Raw genomic sequence first — 18,881 nt, 5'->3', positions numbered from 1 at the left:
GCCGAACCTGTCACTTGACGGCACCGGCGGTAAGACCGGCAACAATCTTGCGCTGGAAGACCAACACCAGGATCACCAAAGGAATGGTGACGATGGTTCCGGCGGCCATGATGGCCGTGTACGGAATCTGGTTCGGTTGTGCGCCAGCGAAGCTTGCGATGGCAACCGTTACCGGCTGGGTCGCGTCGCTGGACAGCTGGCTTGCAATCAGGAATTCATTCCAGGAGGAGATGAACGCCAGGATGGCCGTGGTGAAGATGGCCGGTGCTGCCAGCGGCAGGATCACCTTTCGGAATGCCTGCCCCTGGGTGCAGCCGTCCACCCGCGCCGACTCCTCAAGCTCCCACGGCATTTCGCGGAAGAAGGAGGTCATCGTGTACACGGTCAGAGGGAGCACGAAGGAGATGTTCGGGATGATCAGCGCCTGGTAGGTGCCCATCCAGCCGATGTTGGTGAAGAGCTGGAACAGCGGGGTGATGAGGGCGACGCCCGGGAACATGGATGCGCCCAGGATGAAGCCCAGCACCAGATACTTGAACCGGAAGTTCAGCCGTGCCAGGGCGTAGGCCGCGAAGACACCGATCAGCAACGACACCGCCGTGACGACGACGCCGATGAACACGCTGTTGCGCAGTGCATCCCCAAACCTGTTGCCAAAGGAGGTGTCGAAGGCGGTGTTGAAGTTGTCCAGCGTGATGTGCGTCGGCAATATCGAGGTGTCGTAGGTGAAGTCCACATCGCGGAAAGCCGTCACCACCATCCAATATGCCGGTGCCAGGCACCAGATGAGGATCACCGCGGCGCTGATGTAGGTGCGCCCCTGTGCGATCTTCTCCCGGTTCTGGGCTGTGTTCCTGCCTTTGTCCTGCTCGGCCCGCAAGGCAGTCGCGGCTGTTCCGGCACTCATTTCTTCCCCTTACCGGTGGATCCGCTTTGCTCCACGACGTTCGCACCCAGGAAGCGCACAAAGATGAACGCGACAATGAAGATGATGATGAACGTAATGGTGGACAATGCTGCCGCCGCGTTGAACCCTTGCCTGATTTGGTTGATCACCAGAATGGACAGCGTGGTGGTGTTGTTGGCGCCGCCCGTCAGGATGTACGGGAGGTCGAACATGCGAAGTGCGTCGAGGGTACGGAACAGGACGGCCACCATCAGCGCCGGCTTGACCAGCGGCAGGGTGATCAAGCGGAACCGCTGCCAGGTGCTGGCACCGTCAACTTTGGCGGCCTCATAGACCTCTGCGGGGATCATCTGCAGGCCGGCGAGGATGAGGAGGGCCATGAACGGCGTGGTCTTCCAGACGTCGGCGATGATAACAGCCCACTTGGCCGGCCACTCGCTGCCGGTCCACAGGATGGTGGTGTTGAACAGCTTGTTCGCGATGCCCTCGAAAGCGAAGATGAACAGCCACAGCTTGGCAGTCACGGCGGTGGGAATGGCCCACGGAACCAGGACTGCTGCACGGACCAGGCTGCGTCCCCGGAAGGTCCTGGCCATGATGAGGGCCATCCAGAAACCGAGAACAGTTTCCAGGGTCACGGTCACCACGGTGAAGAAGAACGTGGTGGCCGTCGCGGACCAGAACTGGGCGCCGAGTGTACCGGGAGGGCAGGCCACGGTGCCGCCGCCGGGAGCGGAGCACTGCTGGGCAAGCCAGTTCACGTAGTTCTGGACGCCCGCCGGGCCGCCGGCCGTGAAAAGCCCGGTGACGGGATCCAGGCCGGCGTCCTTTTGGAAGGACATAACGAGTGCGCTGATGATCGGGTAAACGATCACAACCGCCAGCGCGATGATGGTCGGGGCCAGCAGCCACGACGCCCACCTTCCCTGGCTGGCGATCCGGTTGTCTTCCCCCACCCCCTTGGGTGCGTGGTGGATCTCGGGACCGCCCGACGCCGGTTTTTTTACCGGCGTCGGGCCCAATTCGGTAGCCATGAGGGGCTACTGTCCCGCGCTAGCTGATTCGATGGACTTTTGCATGTCCGACAGAGCGGATTCCACGGACTTCTCCCCCTTGATGGCAGGGTAGGCGTTTTCCTGGATGGCTTTGGTCACTGCAGGGTAGAACGGCGTCACGGGGCGCGGTACCGCGTTTTCGATGGACGTCTTCAGGACCGGCAGGTAAGGCAGCTTGGCCACGAGCTCTTTGTCCTCGTAGAGGTCTCCGAGCACGGGGGCCAGCGAACCCTTGGTGGCGAAGAACTTCTGCTGCTCTGCGTCCGTCAGGAACTTCACGAAGTCCAGGGCAGTGGCCTTGTTCTTGGAGTACACGCTCACGGCCGCGCTGTGACCACCCAGCGAGGAGGCGCCGGGGCCGTCCTTACCGGGCAGGGCGGTCATGCCCAGGACATCCTTGACCTTGGATGATGCTTCAGTGGTGGCCAGGTTGTACACGTACGGCCAGTTGCGGTGGAAGAGGAGTTTCCCGTCCTGGAACGCCTGGCGTCCTTCCTCTTCCTGGTAGGTGATGGCTTCCTTCGGGATACTGCCGTCCGCGTAGGCCTTCGCCAGGTTCTCGAGGCCGACCTTGGCTTCCGGAGTGTTCAGGCTCGGCTTGCCGTCCTTGTCCAGCACGGAACCGCCGAAGGAGTTGATCGCCTCGGACGCGTTGACGGTGAGGCCTTCGTACTTCTTGAACTGGCCCGCGTAGCAGCCGATGTTGTTCGCCTTGGCGATGGAGCACATCTGCATCATCTCGTCCCAGGTCTTGGGCGGAGTGGGGACGAGGTCCTTGCGGTAGTAGAGGATGCCGCCATCGGAAGATACCGGTGCCGCGTAGAGAGTGCCCTTGTACGAGCCGGCCTCAATGGTGGGCTCCAGCATGCCCTTGGTGTCAACCGCCATCTTGTCCTTCAGCGGCTGGAGCCAGCCCTTGGCGGCGAATTCAGCCGTCCACACAACATCGACGCTGGCAACGTCATAGTTCGGGTTCTTTGCCTGGTAATTCTGGACCAGGTCGTCGTGCTGCTGGTCGGCGGAGTCGGTCTGTTCCTTGAAGGTGACCTTCTCGTCCGGGTGTGCGGCGTTCCATTTTTCAATGAGGGGACGGACAACGTTGCTGTTGTCCTTGCCCTGGACGTAGGTGATGGGGCCGCGGCCGTCGAGGCCTTGTTCAGCGTCGCCGCCGCCACCCCCGCCCGTAGTGCCGCCTCCGCCACCACAGGCGGAAAGGGTTAACGCCAAAACGCCGGCAGCAGCTGCCGGCAAAAGGAAGTTAGGGGATTTCATGTGAAGAGACTCCTCGCTGAGTGTCGAGCAAAATCGGCGGTGCGGTTGAAGTGGTGCCCATCACACTAGTAACGTTGCGGTGAGAAATGCAAGCGTTTACACCGAAGTTTATGGAAAGGATATCTGTGGCACACAGCGCAGTCCCGACTGACGGCTCCTCGATTCCGGCGTGGTGGGCGAGCGCCGTCGTGTACCAGGTTTACCCGCGTTCCTTCGCCGATGCCAACGGAGACGGGATGGGTGATCTCCGCGGCGTGACGGCGCATTTGGACCACCTGCACAGGCTCGGCGTGGACGCCGTCTGGCTGTCCCCCTTCTACAAGTCACCCCAGGCTGATGCCGGTTACGACGTGGCCGACTACCGTGAAGTGGACCCGCTCTTCGGCACCCTGGCGGACTTCGACGACATGTTGCAGAAAGCTCACGGACTGGGGCTGAAGATCATTGTTGACCTGGTGCCCAACCACACCTCGGACGAACACGTCTGGTTCCGGGAGGCCCTCGCGGCACCGCCGGGCTCACGCGAGCGGGACCGTTACATGTTCCGTCCCGGCAAGGATTCAGTTCCCGGTTCGGGCAGCGGGGACCTGGCGCCGAACAACTGGAAGTCTATTTTTGGCGGACCGGCCTGGACCCGCGTCACGGAGGCAGACGGCGCGCCCGGCGAATGGTATCTGCACCTCTTTGACACCAAGCAGCCTGACCTGAACTGGGACAACGCCGAGGTCAAGGAGGAAATGCGCTCGGTGCTGCGGTTCTGGCTGGACCGCGGTGTGGACGGCTTCCGCGTGGATGTGGCGCACGGGATGGTCAAGGAGGCGGGGCTTCCGGACTGGGAAGGCTCCGCAGCCATGGTGGAAGGAGCAACCGAGCTGCCAGGCGACGCCCATGGCGGCCATACTGAAGCCGAAGAACCGCACCGCGCCCACGCCGCAGCCGCCGCTGACGCCGCCGCGGCAACAGCAGCCGACGACGAACACCAGGCTGTTTCGCCGCTCTACCCGCCGTCGCCATTCTTTGACCAGGACGGCGTGCACGAGATCTACCGCGACTGGCACCGGGTGCTGGCCGAATATGACGGCGACCGCATGATGGTGGCCGAAGCCTGGGTGGAGCCGGCCGAGAGGCTGGCCCGGTACGTCCGGCCCGATGAAATGCAGCAGGCGTTCAACTTCGACTTCCTGCTGGCCGGCTGGGATGCCGGGCGGACGGCGGTGGCCATTGAGGATTCACTGCGGGCGGCCGCAACGGTGGGTGCCACCACCACCTGGGTCCTCAGCAACCACGACACGGTCCGGCACATCACCCGCTTTGGGCTGAAGGACCCCACCACGTTCCCGAAGGGAATTGCTGCTGAGGATGAACAGCCTGACGCCGCGCTTGGCCTCGCCCGGGCCCGGGCAGCCAGCATGGTTTCACTCGCCCTCCCCGGCTCGGCGTACCTGTACCAGGGGGAGGAACTGGGCCTCCCGGAGCACACCACGGTTCCCGCCGAGGCGCGCCAGGACCCTACCTTCTTCAGGACGAACGGCATAGAGCGGGGTCGTGACGGCTGCCGGGTACCGCTGCCGTGGAAAGCCGCAGAGCCGGGCTACGGTTTCGCGTCCGCGTTCACCGGCAATGCGCCGGCCGCTCCCTGGCTCCCCCAGCCGGAGTCCTTCGGCGAACTGGCCGCCGACCGGCAGGACGGCGTCGACGGTTCCACCTTGGAGCTGTACCGTGCAGCGCTGGCGCTGCGCAAGGAACACCGGCTGGGCAACGGGAGCTTCCGCTGGGCCGAGGTGCACGCACCCGCGGACGGGGTGCTCGCTTTCCACAACAGGGACGTCCTGCTGATCGCCAACATGGGCCTTGCCGCCGCCACCCTGCCGGAGGGCTACCGGGTTGCACTGGCCAGCGCGGATGAGGCGGTGACGGGCGGCCCGGCGGAACCAGGCACCGCCGAACCAGGCACCGACCAGGGCGGCGCGCGGAAACTTGCGCCGAACTCCGCCGTATACCTCGTGGCGGTCTAGCGGACGCGTTCCGCCCGGCCGAAACGGGAACGGGCGCCGGAGCCGATGTGGATAAGCACAGGGATGCGCTTGCCCACGACGGCGTCCAGTGCCTGCACGAGGGCCGAGACATCAGCTGCGAGGAGGTGCGGGGCCACACCCTGGCGGGGCTGCAGACGAATCTTCAGCGCGGGCTCGCCGCGGATCTCGTAGGTGGCCACAGTAGCGCCGGCCAGGTCCTGCCGCCCGGCCAACGCCGCGCGCAGGGCCTGCTCGGCGACGCCGCCGCCGATCCGCACGTTGCCGGGGAAATCCTCGGCGTCGTCCTCGGCAACGATCAAGTTGGCGCGGCCCTTGCCCTGCTGGGCCACCCAGGCGACCGTCAAGGCAATCACCACTGCCAGCACCAGCGCGATCACGGCCCATAGCCAGCTTTCCTCGCGGCCGGGGATGCCTGTTCGCTGGAGGAGCTGGCTCATGCCGCTCCACACCCCGGCGGACCACTGCTGCCACCACGAAGCCACCGCCGGAACGGTGGCCAGCAGGACCAGCAGCAGCCCGACGATCAACAGCTTCACACCCAGGATTCCGATCAGGATCCTGTTCAGGGTTCGGGGGGTGTTGTTCATGCCCCGATCACCCCTGACGTGGCCACGTTGACCCGCACTTCCGGCATCGGTTCAAGAGCCATTTCCCGCAGCTCCTCGAGCACGGCGGCCAGCACGGCGTTTTCGCTGACCGGAACCCCCGAGGTGGGCCGCACGTTGACAGTCACCTGGCGCTGCGACACCACCACCATCACCTGTTCCTGCGTGACGTTCGCGGCCAGCCGGGCACGGCGGGCCAGCGCGGAGGCGATGACTTCGTCGTCCACCACCACTCCGGCCCGGGGGTCCGGAAGCAAATGCCGCGCACGGCGGCCGGGCAGGACGGCGTTGAGCAGGAAGAACAGCCCCGCCATGGCCGTCACCGCTCCGATGACGCCGAGCAGCAGCGGCGGCATGCCCTGGGGAAGCGCAATAAGTCGTTCCGCGGCGGTCTGCGGATCGATGAGCCACGGCGGCTGCCCGACTGCGCGCACCGCAGCTTCAAGGAGCCCGTAACCGCACAGCACGACCACCAGGACCGCGGCGATCCCGGACACTGCGGCACGCGAGGAACGCGTTTCGCGGTCCAGGATCCGGCGCATACCGGCGCCCCGGGGATCCGGTTCTCCGGCAGCGGAGACGCCGGAGCTCCTGCCGGAGGCACCATTTCCCGCTGCATGCCCGCCCTTTGAGCGGACGTCGGTGGCGTTGTTCACTGGACCCTTCCCCCTTCGCTGATGGCGGCGCCGCTGATCCGGATGTCCACGCGGCTCAGCTGCGCCCCGCTGAGTTCCCCAACGCGGTGCAGGATCACTGGCCTGGCCGCGATGGCACGCTCCCGGATGGAACCGCCGAAAGCGGCCACGCGGCCGGGGTCGCGCAGCACGGTGGTCAGCGGCGGGATCCTGATGGGCAGGACGAGTGACAGAGCCAGCAAGCCGTCGTCGTCGGACCAGTCAGCCCGGACGTCGTGCGCCGGGACGCCCAGCGCTTCAGCGGCGGCTGCCCGTGCAAGGCTGGTGAGCGCCTGCGTACTGATGCGGTTGTGCCCGGCCATCACGGAGCCACCGGCCACGGTTCCGGCCGTGCTGCTCATGAGGAGGAGCGCCGGCCCGTGATGGCATCGAACACGCTGCGCAGGTCAAGTTTCCCTTCCGCGGCCCGGCCAAGGAGGGCGCCGATCCCCATGAACAGCAGCGAGACCAGGAAGCCCCAGACGCCGAACTGGAAAGACATAAAGGCCACGAAGGCCCCCACTGCTATTCCCACCACGGTCAGGTTCACTGGATGGCCTCCCTCTCAGTCCGGGCTTCCACGGGCAGGCCGGGCTTTGCCGGCCCCGCTACGTAGACGTCATTGATCTCCACGTTGACCTCGATGACCTGCAGTCCAACGAGCTCCTCCACGGCGGCATAGACGGCGGCTCGCACCTGGTCCGCCAGGGAATGCAGCGGCGTCCCGTAGACGGCCACGAGGTTGATGTCCACTGCCACCTGCGTCTCGCCGACCTCCGCGTGGACACCGGCGGCGTGGTCGGAGCTGCCGACGGCGTCCCGGATGGCCCCCAGGGCGCGGGACGGACCGGTGCCCAGCGAATAGACCCCCGGAACGGCCCGGGCGGCGATGCCTGCGACCTTTGCTACTGCCGTTTCGGAAATGACGGTGCGTCCGGTACCGGCCGGCAGGGCAACGGCTGGATCAGCGTGGGCCCCCGGCGCGGGATGTGGGTTCTGGTATTCCATCAGGCACTCCCCTTCTCTTGAACACCACCCTATCCCTTGGCCGTGACAAGCGGCCGGACGCGAGTCAAAATCGCCAAGCCGAACCCGGCTATTTGCAGTTGGCGGCGAGCCAGGCGGTAACCGGGGCCATGGCGGCGTCGAACTTTCCGCTGGAGTACACGGTCTGGTCGCTCAGCCCGGCGACGGCCACCGTATTGAGGTTGGCGAAATCGGCCTTTAGCTCGTCCGGGACGCGTTCAGCGGTTTCGCTGAGCTCCGCTTTGAGCTGCTCCAGTTCCGCGGTTTTGCCCTGTGCGGCCGAGAGCGGGAACAGCGATGCGCCGGTGGCCTGCTGGGAAATGGTGGTGCATGCCTCCGCTGCGGAGGGAAAGTCCCCGTACGGCCCGGAGCTTTTGCTGGGGCTCGGCGTCGCGGTTGCCGCGGAGGTTTCGGGAACGGACGACGACGACGGCGCGCCGCCGGCTTCCGGCGCGGAGCATGCGGTGAGTGCCAGCGCGGCGAAGAGGGCTGCTGCGGTCAGAGGGCGTGCAAGGTTTTTCAAAGGTCACTTTTCTGGTCGAGATTGCGCCGCCCGATGTTGTTGAGGCTTCGAGCGGCAATGGCGTTCTGTCCCCGGCGTGCGAGTCTAGCCCGGATGGCTCCCGGGATCCCAAGCGGCCGGTGCGGCGCCTTCATTTCAAGGCGGCCGGGTGTCCGCATTTTGTCCGTATATATAGGTATAAAAAAACCGCAGGGACGCCCGGATGAGATCCGGACGTCCCTGCGGCTGCGGCGGGTGTTGAGCTCCCCGCTGCGGGTTACTTGTAGAGGCCCTCGCCGCCAACCTTGAGGTTGGTGGGCAGGTAGCCGAACGGACCGAGGCCGTTCTTGCCGAAGGTGCGGTCAACCTGGGACACGCCGTCACGGAAGTTGATCTTCACGGTGGGCGAGAGTGAGCCGCCGCGGACGCCGTTCACGTTGTCAATGAAGGACTGCACCAGGCCGCCCGGCTGCACGTAGTGCGAGTAGGCCTGGAACTGGCGGCCGTTCTGGTTCGGGGTGGGTGCCTCCGGGGACTCGGACGGAAGGTTCAGGTCCGTCGGCGAGCCCAGGGCCAGGCCGCTGTTGTTCATCGGCTGGTAGTCCGAACGGACGCCGTCGCCCACGAAGCCGTAGACGCCGTCGGGGCCGCGCATGCCGGCCGCGTAGGTGAACTGGTGGCTGATGGTGAACAGGTAGTACTTGTTCTTGCCGCCTTCATTCTGGATGAAGATCTGCGGACGTTCGGTCTGGTCGTTGACGCAGTTGGCCGAAAGGATCGGCGGCAGGAAGGACCACTTGGTCAGATCCTTGTTGTCCGCCACTGCCAGCCCCACGTTGGCGGTCTGGTAGTAGGCGCCGCTGCTGTTGACCTCGTTGACGCTTTCCGCGTTCGGGTCGCCGGCCTTGTAGCCAAGGTCCTCGGGCTTGCACTCGTATTCGCCGCGGGTGCCGCCGGTGTTGCCTTCGAAGACCATGAAGGTCTTGCCCGGGTGGGCGGGGTCGGCGAACGTGTACGGGTCGCGGAAGGCGAAGCCCGGGTTCTGGGCCTTGTTCTGGTACATCTTGCCGTCCGGCTCCAGCAGCTTGGTGTGCTTGAAGCCGTCGAACGTGACACCGTTCTGGTCGGCGTGGATCTTGCCCAGCGCCTTGGCAATGGCCGCGTCAGGGGCGATGCCGCCGCCGCCTGCGTTGCGTTCGGCAACGTCGTAGAACGTGGTGGCCGTGTAGAACACATTGACCTGGTTGCCCTGCATCAGGCGGGTGGAACCGGACCACTCGGTGTTGCCGATGGAAGCCCCGTCAGCGAAGACGTGTCCGCCGTAGTTCCACTTATCCTTGGCCGGGTCGGCGTTCGTCTTGCGGAAGAAGTATCCGATCCGGGCGTTCCAGTGGCGCTGGTCGAAGCCGTAGCCGGCGTGGCGGTCGGCAACCAGGGAGAAGATGACGTCCCAGCCCTTGTAGCTGATCTGGTTGGCGTTTTCGTCGGTCAGGGACCACGTGTCCCAGACCCAGACGTCATCGTTCATCGCGGGGAAATCCTCGGGGATTTCCGGCATGGTGACATCCGGGCTCATCGAGTTCTGGCCGGGAGCCACGGTGGAGTCGCTCTGTGCCATGATCTGCTTGGCATCGGCGCGGGTCCACTTGGAGGTGAAGTCCGCCGCCGGATCGTAGGCCTTCTGGCTGTGATCGGTGGGCAGCGGGAAGCCGGGGGTGGGTGCCGGCATCTGCTGGGTGGCGGGCGGGTCCGACGGTTCGTTGGCCTGGGCCGACGGAACGGCAAGGAAGGCCGAAGCCGCCACGGCCGCTGCCAGTGCTGCGGCGGCGGGGCGCCACCGCAGCATCCGGTGTGTATTGGGGTGCTTGTGCATTTTTGCTCTTCTCGCGGAGTTGAGACCATTCGTGGAAGACGGGCGTGTGCCCTCATACCCCGAAACTCCGGTTGTCCCGATGACACGGCAGGCGTCATCGAGGACGCCTTTGTGTCGAGGGGGACGGGGCTTGGGTAGAGCCCCGGGAGGCGATTCGGAAAGGACTCCTTTCCTGCGCCGGTCTCTACGCTGGCACGTTGAAGCATGCTTATCAAGCCGTGTTTCAAGGTGCTAAAAACCGAGTTTCGCTCCAATTGTGCAAGCGCTTACATTGCCCATTGCGCGCGCGTGACACATCTATTTCGCCGAGTCAAATGTTGCATCTTAAATCAGACTTAGTGTGAAATGTCACCCGGCAGCCACCCGGAATTCACCTTCTGCGACGGATTGGGAGGGCTCATCCCGAGCCTGTCACCAGCACATCCTGATACGCTGCCCGGCCGTCGAACACGTTCAGTCCCACCTTGCCGGAGGACAAGGAGGCATCATTGACGGCGAGGATTTCGACGCCGTCGAGCTTCACCGTCAGCCGCTCCCCCGCAGCCGCGGCCTCCAGGCTGTAACTGACGCCGTGGCTCAGCAGCACAGGGACACTGGCCAGGACGCTGGCGGCGGGATCGAAGACGCCGTCCTGCAGCTTGAAGACGCGCGCCAGCCGCAGGTTCGGGTCCAGGTTGACGTAGTACGCCGTGGCACCGTCGGCCGAGGCCCGCAGCAGCACCGAACCCGCCCCGCCGTACCCCCGCTCCGGCACCCGGTCGCTCGTGAGCATGGCCCCCGCGTAAGGCCCGCTGCCGAACCGGACGGTCGCAGCCACCCGGACATCCGAGTACGAGGCGGCGCTCATGGCCGTGGAGTCCTTGTCGAACGTGCCGGCCAGCCCTGCTCCCGTGCTTTCCCAGCGGCCGCCGGGAACAACGGAGTAGGAATCCAGGTTGTGCCGGGCCGTGCCGCGCGCCGGCGGCAGAACGGCCGACGGCGGCGCCGCGGTGAGGCGGGAAGTGTCAGCCAGCTGGTGTACTTTGGCGGACACCAGCCGGGCGGTCCCGCCGCTGGTGCTGAAAGACAGGCCGGTAGAGGACGGGTCCGGGAAAACCAGGGAGGTGATGGCTGCCGTGCCGTCCCCGCCGAAGAGCTCCACGGAGGAGGAGTCCACTAATGCCCGCAGCTTCACCCGCCGCTCGCTCACCCCTCCGGCCAGCGCCACTGTTTCGGAACTCCACGCCGTGCTGGAATTGTCCGCCATGGCACCCGCGAAATACCGGGTGAAGTCTCCCCGGCCGGACTGCCCGCGGTCCACGGTCATGGTGCCAGCGGCGGATGATCCCGTGCCGGCGGCGTAGCGGAGCAGGGTTTCCTGGGCGGTGCCGGTTGCCGCGCCGCCCGGCGTGCCTTTGCGGAGCCCGAAGGTGAAGCCTGAGGCACCGCCGGAGGACGGGATGGCCACCTCGGCCTCCAGCTCAAAAGACCGGCCGGAAGCAGCGGCCAGCGGATTGGCCGACGAGGGCGTGACCGTCACCTCGGACGCCTGCCACGTGGCCGTTCGCAGCGCGGCCAGTTCGGTCACCGGGTCCTGCGCCAGCCGGAGCCCGGCGCCCGGAAGGTCCTTCAGGCTCAACTGCCTGGGGACACTCAGCTGCCCGTTCCAGCGGCCGGTCGGCGGGCTGAAGGCATAGTCCCAGTTGCTCATCCAGCCCAGCATGATCCGCCGCCCGTCCGGGGCGCCGAAGAAGCTCATGGCCGCGTAGTAGTCGCGGCCGGAGTCGGCCTGCAGCACCTGCTCCGGGCCCGTATCCGCGGTGAAGGATGTCCCGTTCCATAATCCGGTGACGTATTGCGCCGAGGAGCCGTTGGTGGGCCTGACGGCACCGGTGCTCCACCAGAGCACCCACCGTTTGACGCCGGGCTGGCCTTCCACCGGCAGCTCGAAGAAGTCCGGACATTCCCAGACCCCGCCGCGGACCCAGTCGCCATATCCGAACGAGCTTGTGAAGGTCCAGTGGACGAGGTCCGTGGACGTGTGGAAACGCAGGTGGTCGCCGCCGGCCACCACCATGATCCACTTGCCGCTCGCCGCGTCCCACGTGACCTTCGGGTCCCGGAAGTCCCAGCTGCCGGCAGGGCCGCCCGGGTTTTCCACCACGGGCGCAGCCTGCACGATTGACCAGGTGCGGCCGTGGTCCTTGCTGTAGGCGGCGCGCACGGACTGGTTGCCATTGGGGGCATCGTGGTTGAAGCTCGTGTAGAACGCGACGAGACCCTGCCCGCCGTCGAACAGTCCGCTGGAATCGTTGGCGTCCACCACCGCGGAGCCGGACCATGACTCACCCGCAGCCAGGTGCGGCAGGGCTATGGGCAGCTGCTTCCAGTGCAGCAGGTCGGTACTGACGGCGTGCGCCCAGCGGCCGCGGTCCTGGTGGAAGAGGTGGTATTCGCCGTCGAAATACACCAGGCCGTTGGGGTCCGAACTGTTCCCGGAATTCTGGCTGTAGTGGTACCCGGGCTGGTAGAGGCCGTTCATGTAGCTGTCAACGTCGTCTGCCCGGACGTTCTGGAAGTAGGCGCCGCCCCCGCTGACCCGCAGCCCGAAGCCGGCGCCTGCCGCCTGCCCGGCCGGCCCGGCAACGGCCTGGACGCCGTTGATCAGCGCCGCGGCCTGTCCGCCGCGGACGGTGAGCTGGATGCGGTTGAGCTGGCCGGCGGCAAAGCTGTCCGGCGGTACGGCCCCGCTGGCAAGGACAGTCCCGGTGGTGCGGTCCTTCAGCTGCACCGTTCCTGCTCCGGGGTCCACCCTGAGTTCGGTACCGCCGGTGCCGTCGGGCGCGCTCCGGACCACGACGGCGGCCGTTGCCGGAGCGGCGACGTCCAGGTCCAGGGAGGCGACGACGTCGGACGCCACCGCCGGGACGAAGCGTGCGGCGTCCGCTCCGGCGGCCAGGCCGTCGGTTGCTCCGCGCAGGCCGCGGACGTCCGGCTCCCAGCTGCCCGAGCCGGTGCGCCAGCCCTGCAGGGAGGTGTCCAGGCCTTTGAGAGTCATGCCTTGGAACACGGTGCTGCCGTTGAAGGCGAGAAGGCCAACATGGCCGGAGCCGTGCGCGGCGTCTGTTGCCGTGATGGCCGGGGCGTAGCCGTTGGGGTCCAGCAGGTCCGTCTGCCAGTGCACGGCGAGCTGCCCGCCGTCGGCCGTCACCCGCAGCCGGTACACCGCGTTGACGGTGATGTCCGTCGCGAAGGTGCCCAGGGTGGCGTTGTCCTCGATCCGGTACAGCCTCAGCCGGCCGGCGTTGGCATCCACTTCGGCCGCGTACCCGGCGGTTCCGGCTGAGTTGGCGCGAAAGAGGAGCGCGCCGACGGCATCCGGCGACGTCACCTGCACATCGGAGGTGAAGTCCGTGACCTGCGGTGCCTGGTCCGTGGCAACAGCCCGGAGGTTGGTGCCGGCCGGAGCGGTCCCCCGAAAACCGGTGGCCGTGGCGGCCCAGCCGGCGCCGTCCGCCTGCCAGCCGCTGACGTTGGCGTCGATGCTGCGTACCCGGGGCTCGCTGAAGTTCACTGCGCCGTTGTAGGCGTGGAGGCCCACATGGCCGCTCTGGTAGCGCTGGTCCGAGGTGTCGATGCGGGCCACGCCGTCCACTGCCACGTAGATCCGGGGTCCGTCCACGTGGACGTCCACGGAGTAGCTCCGCCCCGTGTCCAGCGGAACGGCGGCGGGAGGTGCCACGTCCTGTCCGGTGGCCAGGTCGAACAGCCGGACCCTGTCCAGGTTGGGATCGATGGTGGCCGCATAGCCGCTGCTGGCATCGGCTGCACTGCGGAAGACCAGGGCACCTACGGCATACGGGCTGCCGGGGTCGACTGAGACTCCGGCCGTGTACCGGGCGGTGCCGCTGATGCGCTGCTCACTGATGGCGGCGGCGTTGTGGCCCGGCGGGGCGACGGCGGACTGGCCGCCGCCGGACTGCCTGGTCCAGTTTCCGCTGACGCCCACCACGTCCGGCATGGGACTGGTGCTGCTGCCCAGCGTGACCGGGCCGGCGGGGAAAGGCCCGCCCGGAACGGCCCGTGCGGGCGGGGCCAGCATGGCCGGGGCCAGGACGGACCCCGCAGCCAGGGTGCCAAGGCCGAGCGCGGCCGCCGTCATACCTGCAACTAACCTTTTGGACATTCAGATCGCCTTTGATCTTGGACAATGCTTCGGGATGGATTGATTTAGCGCATCGGCTGCTCCGCAACCGCCCTTATGAGCCTGCAGAGGGGGTTACGGAGCAATCGACGATGTGTCGCCTACGGGAACAGCGGGCGCGGGGCGCCGAAGACCCCTTCCATCCGCCAGGCGTCCAGCTGCAGCAGCCGGACTGTACCCGCGGCGGACAAACGGACGGTTTCCCCGCCAAGCGTCGGATAGGCCCGGGCCGTGAGCGGTTTGCCGTTGGCGAAGATCTCCAGCGCCGAGCGGTCCACCAGCACGCGGAGGTGCAGTTTGCCGCCGGGCAGCTGCACCGGGCCGGACTTTTCCTCCGCGTCCACGGTCCGGTCCAGGCTGCTGTGCCCGCGGTCCAGGAGCACATAGGACTGCGCGGACCCGCCGCTGCCTGCTTCGTAGCCCACCTCGATGACTGTTTCCTCCGCCCCGGCCGGCGCACCGTCAGGGGTTCCCGGGCTTCCCGGGCCGCCCGGGCCGGAGCCAAGCACGCCCAGCCGGAAGACGCTCCCGGGTTCCAGTTCCAGCTCAAGCTCCAGGTCCAGCTGGTTCCCGGACACCCCGGCCAGGACCTCACTCGCGCCCAGCGTGCGGGGACCGGTCCGGACATGGTCGCGCCGCAGCAGTTCCACCTCGGGCACGGGAGCGAAGGCCAGTCCGCCGCGGGCGTCCTGTGTGGCCACACGCGGCAGGCTCATCACACCGGACCAGCCGGCTTCCACCATGGCGGCATCCGTCCGGCCCTCCTGCAGCCAGCCGAACATGACCCGACGCCCGGACTCGTCCGCGAAGGACTGCGGGGCGTAGAAGTAGCGGCCGCCGTAGTCCAGCCGGTGGAGTTCGCGCGGCGTGTAGGAATCCCCGGCGTAGCTGCCGGTCCAGTACAGCGGGTGGCGGGTATCGCCGTCGTGCCAGGCCGAAAAGACGAGCACGTCCGTGGCCGGCTCCCGGGATTCCATGGCCCGGTCCCCCAGAAAACCGCCGCCTGCGCGGAACAGGTCCACGCACTCCCACATGGTTCCCTGCCAGTCAGTGGCCGCCGGGTCTCCGGAGGACGCGTCGCCGATGACCAGCGGGCCGATGTAGTCCCAGCGGCGGAGGTCCGCGGATTCGTAGAGGAACGCCGTGCCGCCGCGGCCGCGGATGCCGGATCCCACGAGCTGGCGCCAGCGTGGGCCTTCCCGCCAGACGCAGTGGTCGCGGTAGGCGGTGATCTCGACGCCGGCCGGCGGTGCCGGAATCACGGGGTTTTCCGGGGCTTTGGTCCAGCTCAGGAGGTCCGGCGAGCCCACCGCCACGCAGGGCAGTTCGCTCCCGCCGTGCCGTCCGGAATACACCAGGGTGGGCGTCCCGCCGTCGTTCACCAACACACCGGACCAACAGCCGTCGGCATCCGGGCCGGCGGAAGGCTCCAGCGCCACGGGCTGGTCGGTCCAGTTGACCAGGTCCGGGCTGGTGGCGTGCCCCCACAGGATGCGGTGGTGGAAGGCGCCCTCCGGGTTGTACTGGTAGAAGAGGTGGTAGGTCCCGCTCCACTGGCCCACACCGTTGGGGTCGTTGAGCCAGCCGGCGGGCGAGACAAAATGGAAGCGCGGGCGGAGCGGGTCCGCCTCGGCCCGCGCCACGAGTTCGTCCTGCGGCACAGTAGCCAGGGGATGGGTCAGTTCGGTCATGAGGAAGCCTTGTTTTCTGTGCGGTGTCCGTCCGTTGGCGGCGTGTCCGGTGTCTCGAGGGGTTCGGAGTTTTCGACCGGCTCGGCGGACAGGGCGTGGCTTGCTGCAGTTGCCGGCGGCCGGTACAGGTGGCAGCGGACCCAGTGCTCGTTGGCGGGATCGCCCACGCGGTGCCGGACGGGTTCGGTGGCGGAACAGCGCTGCCCGGCGTCGCCGTCGAATGCGCACGACGCCGATTCCATCACCGCTGCGCGCAGTGCCGCCCGCTCGCGGGGGTCGTAGGACCCGGTCCGGGCGGGGTCCGGCACGGCCGAGACCAGCAGCCGGGTGTAGGGGTGGGCGGGGTTGGCCAGCAGGTCCAGCGATTCGCCTTCCTCCACCAGCTCCCCGGCGAACATGACGGCGATCCGGTCCGCCAGGTAGCGTGCGGAGGCGAGGTCGTGGGTGATGTAGAGCATGGAGATCCCCTGTTTGTCCCGCAGCTGGCGCATCAGGTTGAGGATGCCGATCCGCACGGAAACGTCCAGCATCGACGTGGGTTCGTCAGCGAGGATCACTTCGGGTTCCACCGCGAGCGCCCGGGCGATGGCCACGCGCTGCCGCTGCCCGCCGGAGAGTTCGTGCGGGTAGGAGTTGAGCATGTCCGGAGTGAGGCCCACGGTGGTCATCAGCTCGTCCAGGCGGCTGCGCAGCTGGGCCGGTGTCCCGGCTTTGCCGTGCAGGGTCAGCGAGCGAGTCAGGAAGTGTTCGATCCGGTGGACCGGGTTGAGCGAGCCGAAAGGGTCCTGGAACACCATCTGCAGCTGCGAACGGTATGCCCTGGACGCCTGGAACCGGTCCCGTTTTAGCACGTCCGTGCCATTAAGCCGGATCCGGCCGGCAGTGGGCTTCTCCAGCCGTGCGATGCAGCGGGCCAGCGTACTCTTGCCGGAGCCGGACTCTCCCACCAGCGCCACGATTTCCCCTTTCCTGATGGCGAGGTCCACGCCGCCGAGGGCACGCACCGAGGCCCGCGAGAACAGCCCGCCGCTGTGGAAGTCCTTGATGAGGCCTTTCACCTCGAGGGCGGGAGCCTCGCCGTTGGTGAGGTCAGGCGTGTTGAGTGCCGGTGCCGGCCGTGCTGATACCGGGGTGCTCATGGCTGTGCTCCTTGGAGGACTGGAACGGGGGAAACGAAGTGCCCGGGCGAGGCTTCCTCGACGTCGGCGATGTTGCTGAACTTCACGCCGTCGGCCAGGCCGGCCAGGGGAACCCGGGGTCCGGTGAGCGGAGGGAATGCGCCCATCAGGGCCTGGGTGTAGGGGTGCAGCGGGGAGGCGTGGATGTCCTTGGCCTTGGCCGTCTCCACGATCCGGCCGCCGTACATCACGGCCATCCGGTGCGAGAGCTCCACCATGAGGGACATGTCGTGCGTGATGAACAGGACGGAGAAGCCCAGTTCGCGCTGCAGCTCCTTGATCTGAGCCATGATCTCCTGCTGGACCACCACGTCCAGGGCAGTGGTGGGTTCGTCCAGGATCAGCAGGGAGGGTTTGAGGGCCACCGCCATGGCAATGACGGCGCGCTGCCGCATCCCGCCGGAGAGCTGGTGCGGGTAGGACTTCAGCCGGGCGGGGTCGATCCGCACGAGTTCCAGCAGTTCGGCCGCCCGCCGGAGCGACTCCTTCCGGGTGTAGCCCGCGTGGGTGGTGTAGATATCCACGATCTGGTCCCCGACGGTCATCACCGGGTTCAGCGAGTTCATGGCGGACTGGAACACCATGGCCACGTCCTGCCAGCGGAAGCGGCGCAGCTCTTCCGGCCCCATGGCCAGGACGTCCTTGCCGCCGAAGCGGATGCTGCCGCCGGCGATCTCCGCCGGATCGCGCAGCAGCCGCATGATGGCGTTGGCGATGGTGGATTTGCCGCAGCCGGATTCCCCGGCCAGGCCGAAGATTTCGCCGGTGCCAATGCTGAAGGAGACACGGTCGACGGCGGTGGTGGAGCGGGTGTCGCCGCGGTACTTCACGGTGAGGTCCTTGATTTCCAGGACAGGTTCGTGGGAGCCAAAGGAGGTCTGGGAGACGGTCATGCCGATGCTCGCTTTCCGGATTGCGCGGGCCTGCGGGCCGGCTTGGCCTTACGGATCTTCGTGACCCGTATTTTCCTCAGCCGTATTTTCCGCAGGCGCGGGTTGGTGACCTCGTCCACCGCGTAATTGATCAGCGACAGCGAGAACGCCACCAGCGCGATGCACAGGCCGGAGGGCACGAACACCCACCAGCTGCCCGTGAGCAGGGCGCCTTCGTTGCCGGCCCAGTAGAGGTTGTTGCCCCAGGAGACCGTGCTGACGTCCCCCAGGCCCAGGAATTCGAGGCCGGCCTGGGCCCCGATGCCGTAGATGATGCAGGCCAGGAGTGTTCCCATCACGATGGAGGCCATGTTAGGCAGAATTTCGCGGAACATGATCCGCAGCGGGCGTTCACCGGTGACCACGGCAGCGGCCACGAAGTCCTTGGAACGGATGGACAGGGCCTGCGAGCGCAGCACCCGGGCCGAGCCCGCCCAGCCGGTCACCACCAGGACCAGGATCACCGTGCCGAGTCCCGGCGGGAGGAACGCGGCCAGGATCACCAGGAGCGGGAGTCCCGGCAGGAGCAGGAAAATGTTGGTGGTGAGGGAGAGGGCTTCGTCGATGAACTTGCCGAAGTAGGCCGAGGCCAGGCCCACCAGGATGCCGATGAACGTGGAGGCAAAGCCGACGGTCAGGCCAACCAGCAGTGAGCTGCGCGCACCGTGGATGGTCAGGGCCAGGACGTCCTGTCCCTTGGCGGTGGTGCCCAACCAGAACTCGGCGTCCGGTTCCTGGGAGGCCATGCCGGTGATCTTGGAGGGGTTGTCCGGGTACAGCACCGGAGCAAGCAGCGCCAAGGCAATGAAAATGAACAGGATGGCCGCGCCGGTCATGGCCTTCTTGTTGGTCAGCAGCCCGTGCAGCAGGGTGCGGTTGGGCCTGCGGACGGAGGCTCCGGACGGGAGTCCGGCACCGCCGTCGGGCATTCCGGCGGCGGTGCCGGT

The 18,881-nt window shown here is 66.9% G+C and carries 16 protein-coding genes; 1 reads left to right on the top strand and 15 read right to left on the bottom strand.

Translation table 11 applies throughout. The annotated features are described in order from the left end of the window. Positions 1-10 precede the first annotated feature (10 nt). The 3 genes from ACSQ12_RS02330 to ACSQ12_RS02320 are packed head-to-tail and all read right to left on the bottom strand — an operon-like array spanning position 11 to position 3,234. A complete protein-coding gene (locus ACSQ12_RS02330; protein WP_436064169.1) occupies positions 11-907 on the bottom strand; it encodes a carbohydrate ABC transporter permease in 897 nt (298 codons plus the stop codon). Continuing rightward, positions 904-1,941: a carbohydrate ABC transporter permease gene (locus ACSQ12_RS02325; RefSeq protein ID WP_436064168.1), complete on the bottom strand. Its 1,038-nt coding sequence runs from the start codon at positions 1,939-1,941 to the stop codon at positions 904-906. Before ACSQ12_RS02325 ends, ACSQ12_RS02330 begins: the two co-directional genes overlap by 4 nt. 6 nt (positions 1,942-1,947) lie before the next feature. Next, complete coding sequence (locus ACSQ12_RS02320; RefSeq protein WP_436064167.1) at positions 1,948-3,234, bottom strand: ABC transporter substrate-binding protein; 1,287 nt, start codon at positions 3,232-3,234, stop codon at positions 1,948-1,950. A gap of 110 nt (positions 3,235-3,344) precedes the next feature. Here ACSQ12_RS02320 and ACSQ12_RS02315 point away from each other — a divergent pair, with 110 nt between their 5' ends. After that, complete coding sequence (locus ACSQ12_RS02315; protein ID WP_436064166.1) at positions 3,345-5,249, top strand: glycoside hydrolase family 13 protein; 1,905 nt, start codon at positions 3,345-3,347, stop codon at positions 5,247-5,249. On the opposite strand, the gene ACSQ12_RS02310 is transcribed toward ACSQ12_RS02315, so the two are convergent. The 12 genes from ACSQ12_RS02310 to ACSQ12_RS02255 form a co-directional block, all read right to left on the bottom strand. Beyond that, complete coding sequence (locus ACSQ12_RS02310) at positions 5,246-5,857, bottom strand: hypothetical protein (RefSeq protein WP_436064165.1); 612 nt, start codon at positions 5,855-5,857, stop codon at positions 5,246-5,248. The two genes, ACSQ12_RS02315 and ACSQ12_RS02310, sit on opposite strands and share 4 nt — an antisense overlap. Next, positions 5,854-6,531, bottom strand: a complete 678-nt coding sequence (locus ACSQ12_RS02305; RefSeq protein WP_436064164.1) for a DUF6286 domain-containing protein — start codon at positions 6,529-6,531, stop codon at positions 5,854-5,856. The genes ACSQ12_RS02310 and ACSQ12_RS02305 overlap by 4 nt, the downstream gene beginning before the upstream one ends. Then, the gene (locus ACSQ12_RS02300) at positions 6,528-6,911 is read right to left on the bottom strand and encodes a hypothetical protein (protein ID WP_209747793.1); all 384 of its coding nucleotides are present in this window, start codon (positions 6,909-6,911) and stop codon (positions 6,528-6,530) included. The genes ACSQ12_RS02305 and ACSQ12_RS02300 overlap by 4 nt, the downstream gene beginning before the upstream one ends. Further along, positions 6,908-7,099, bottom strand: a complete 192-nt coding sequence (locus ACSQ12_RS02295; protein WP_104173701.1) for a hypothetical protein — start codon at positions 7,097-7,099, stop codon at positions 6,908-6,910. Before ACSQ12_RS02295 ends, ACSQ12_RS02300 begins: the two co-directional genes overlap by 4 nt. Next, entirely contained in the window at positions 7,096-7,557 is a 462-nt protein-coding gene (locus ACSQ12_RS02290; protein WP_209747794.1) for an Asp23/Gls24 family envelope stress response protein, read from the bottom strand. Before ACSQ12_RS02290 ends, ACSQ12_RS02295 begins: the two co-directional genes overlap by 4 nt. A gap of 88 nt (positions 7,558-7,645) precedes the next feature. Beyond that, positions 7,646-8,098, bottom strand: coding sequence for a hypothetical protein (locus ACSQ12_RS02285; protein ID WP_436064163.1), 453 nt, complete (start codon positions 8,096-8,098; stop codon positions 7,646-7,648). 256 nt (positions 8,099-8,354) lie between these two features. Then, positions 8,355-9,950, bottom strand: a complete 1,596-nt coding sequence (locus ACSQ12_RS02280) for a glycoside hydrolase family 68 protein (RefSeq protein ID WP_436064162.1) — start codon at positions 9,948-9,950, stop codon at positions 8,355-8,357. Positions 9,951-10,347: 397 nt separating this feature from the next. Beyond that, on the bottom strand, positions 10,348-14,115 hold the full coding sequence (locus tag ACSQ12_RS02275; protein WP_436064161.1) for a glycoside hydrolase family 32 protein: 3,768 nt from the start codon (positions 14,113-14,115) through the stop codon (positions 10,348-10,350). Between the two features lie 119 nt (positions 14,116-14,234). Next, complete coding sequence (locus tag ACSQ12_RS02270) at positions 14,235-15,824, bottom strand: glycoside hydrolase family 32 protein (protein ID WP_436064160.1); 1,590 nt, start codon at positions 15,822-15,824, stop codon at positions 14,235-14,237. Then, entirely contained in the window at positions 15,821-16,963 is a 1,143-nt protein-coding gene (locus ACSQ12_RS02265; protein WP_436064159.1) for an ABC transporter ATP-binding protein, read from the bottom strand. The genes ACSQ12_RS02270 and ACSQ12_RS02265 overlap by 4 nt, the downstream gene beginning before the upstream one ends. Next, positions 16,960-17,895 (bottom strand): ABC transporter ATP-binding protein, encoded by a 936-nt coding sequence (locus tag ACSQ12_RS02260; protein ID WP_436064158.1) that lies wholly within the window; start codon positions 17,893-17,895, stop codon positions 16,960-16,962. Before ACSQ12_RS02260 ends, ACSQ12_RS02265 begins: the two co-directional genes overlap by 4 nt. Beyond that, positions 17,892-18,863 (bottom strand): ABC transporter permease, encoded by a 972-nt coding sequence (locus ACSQ12_RS02255; protein ID WP_436066915.1) that lies wholly within the window; start codon positions 18,861-18,863, stop codon positions 17,892-17,894. The genes ACSQ12_RS02260 and ACSQ12_RS02255 overlap by 4 nt, the downstream gene beginning before the upstream one ends. Positions 18,864-18,881 lie beyond the last annotated feature (18 nt).

Origin of the sequence: Arthrobacter sp. LjRoot14, from assembly GCF_964253905.1 — a bacterium.
In the GTDB taxonomy this organism is placed as follows: Bacteria; Actinomycetota; Actinomycetes; order Actinomycetales; family Micrococcaceae; genus Arthrobacter.
This window is presented reverse-complemented; position numbering and strand designations above follow the sequence as displayed.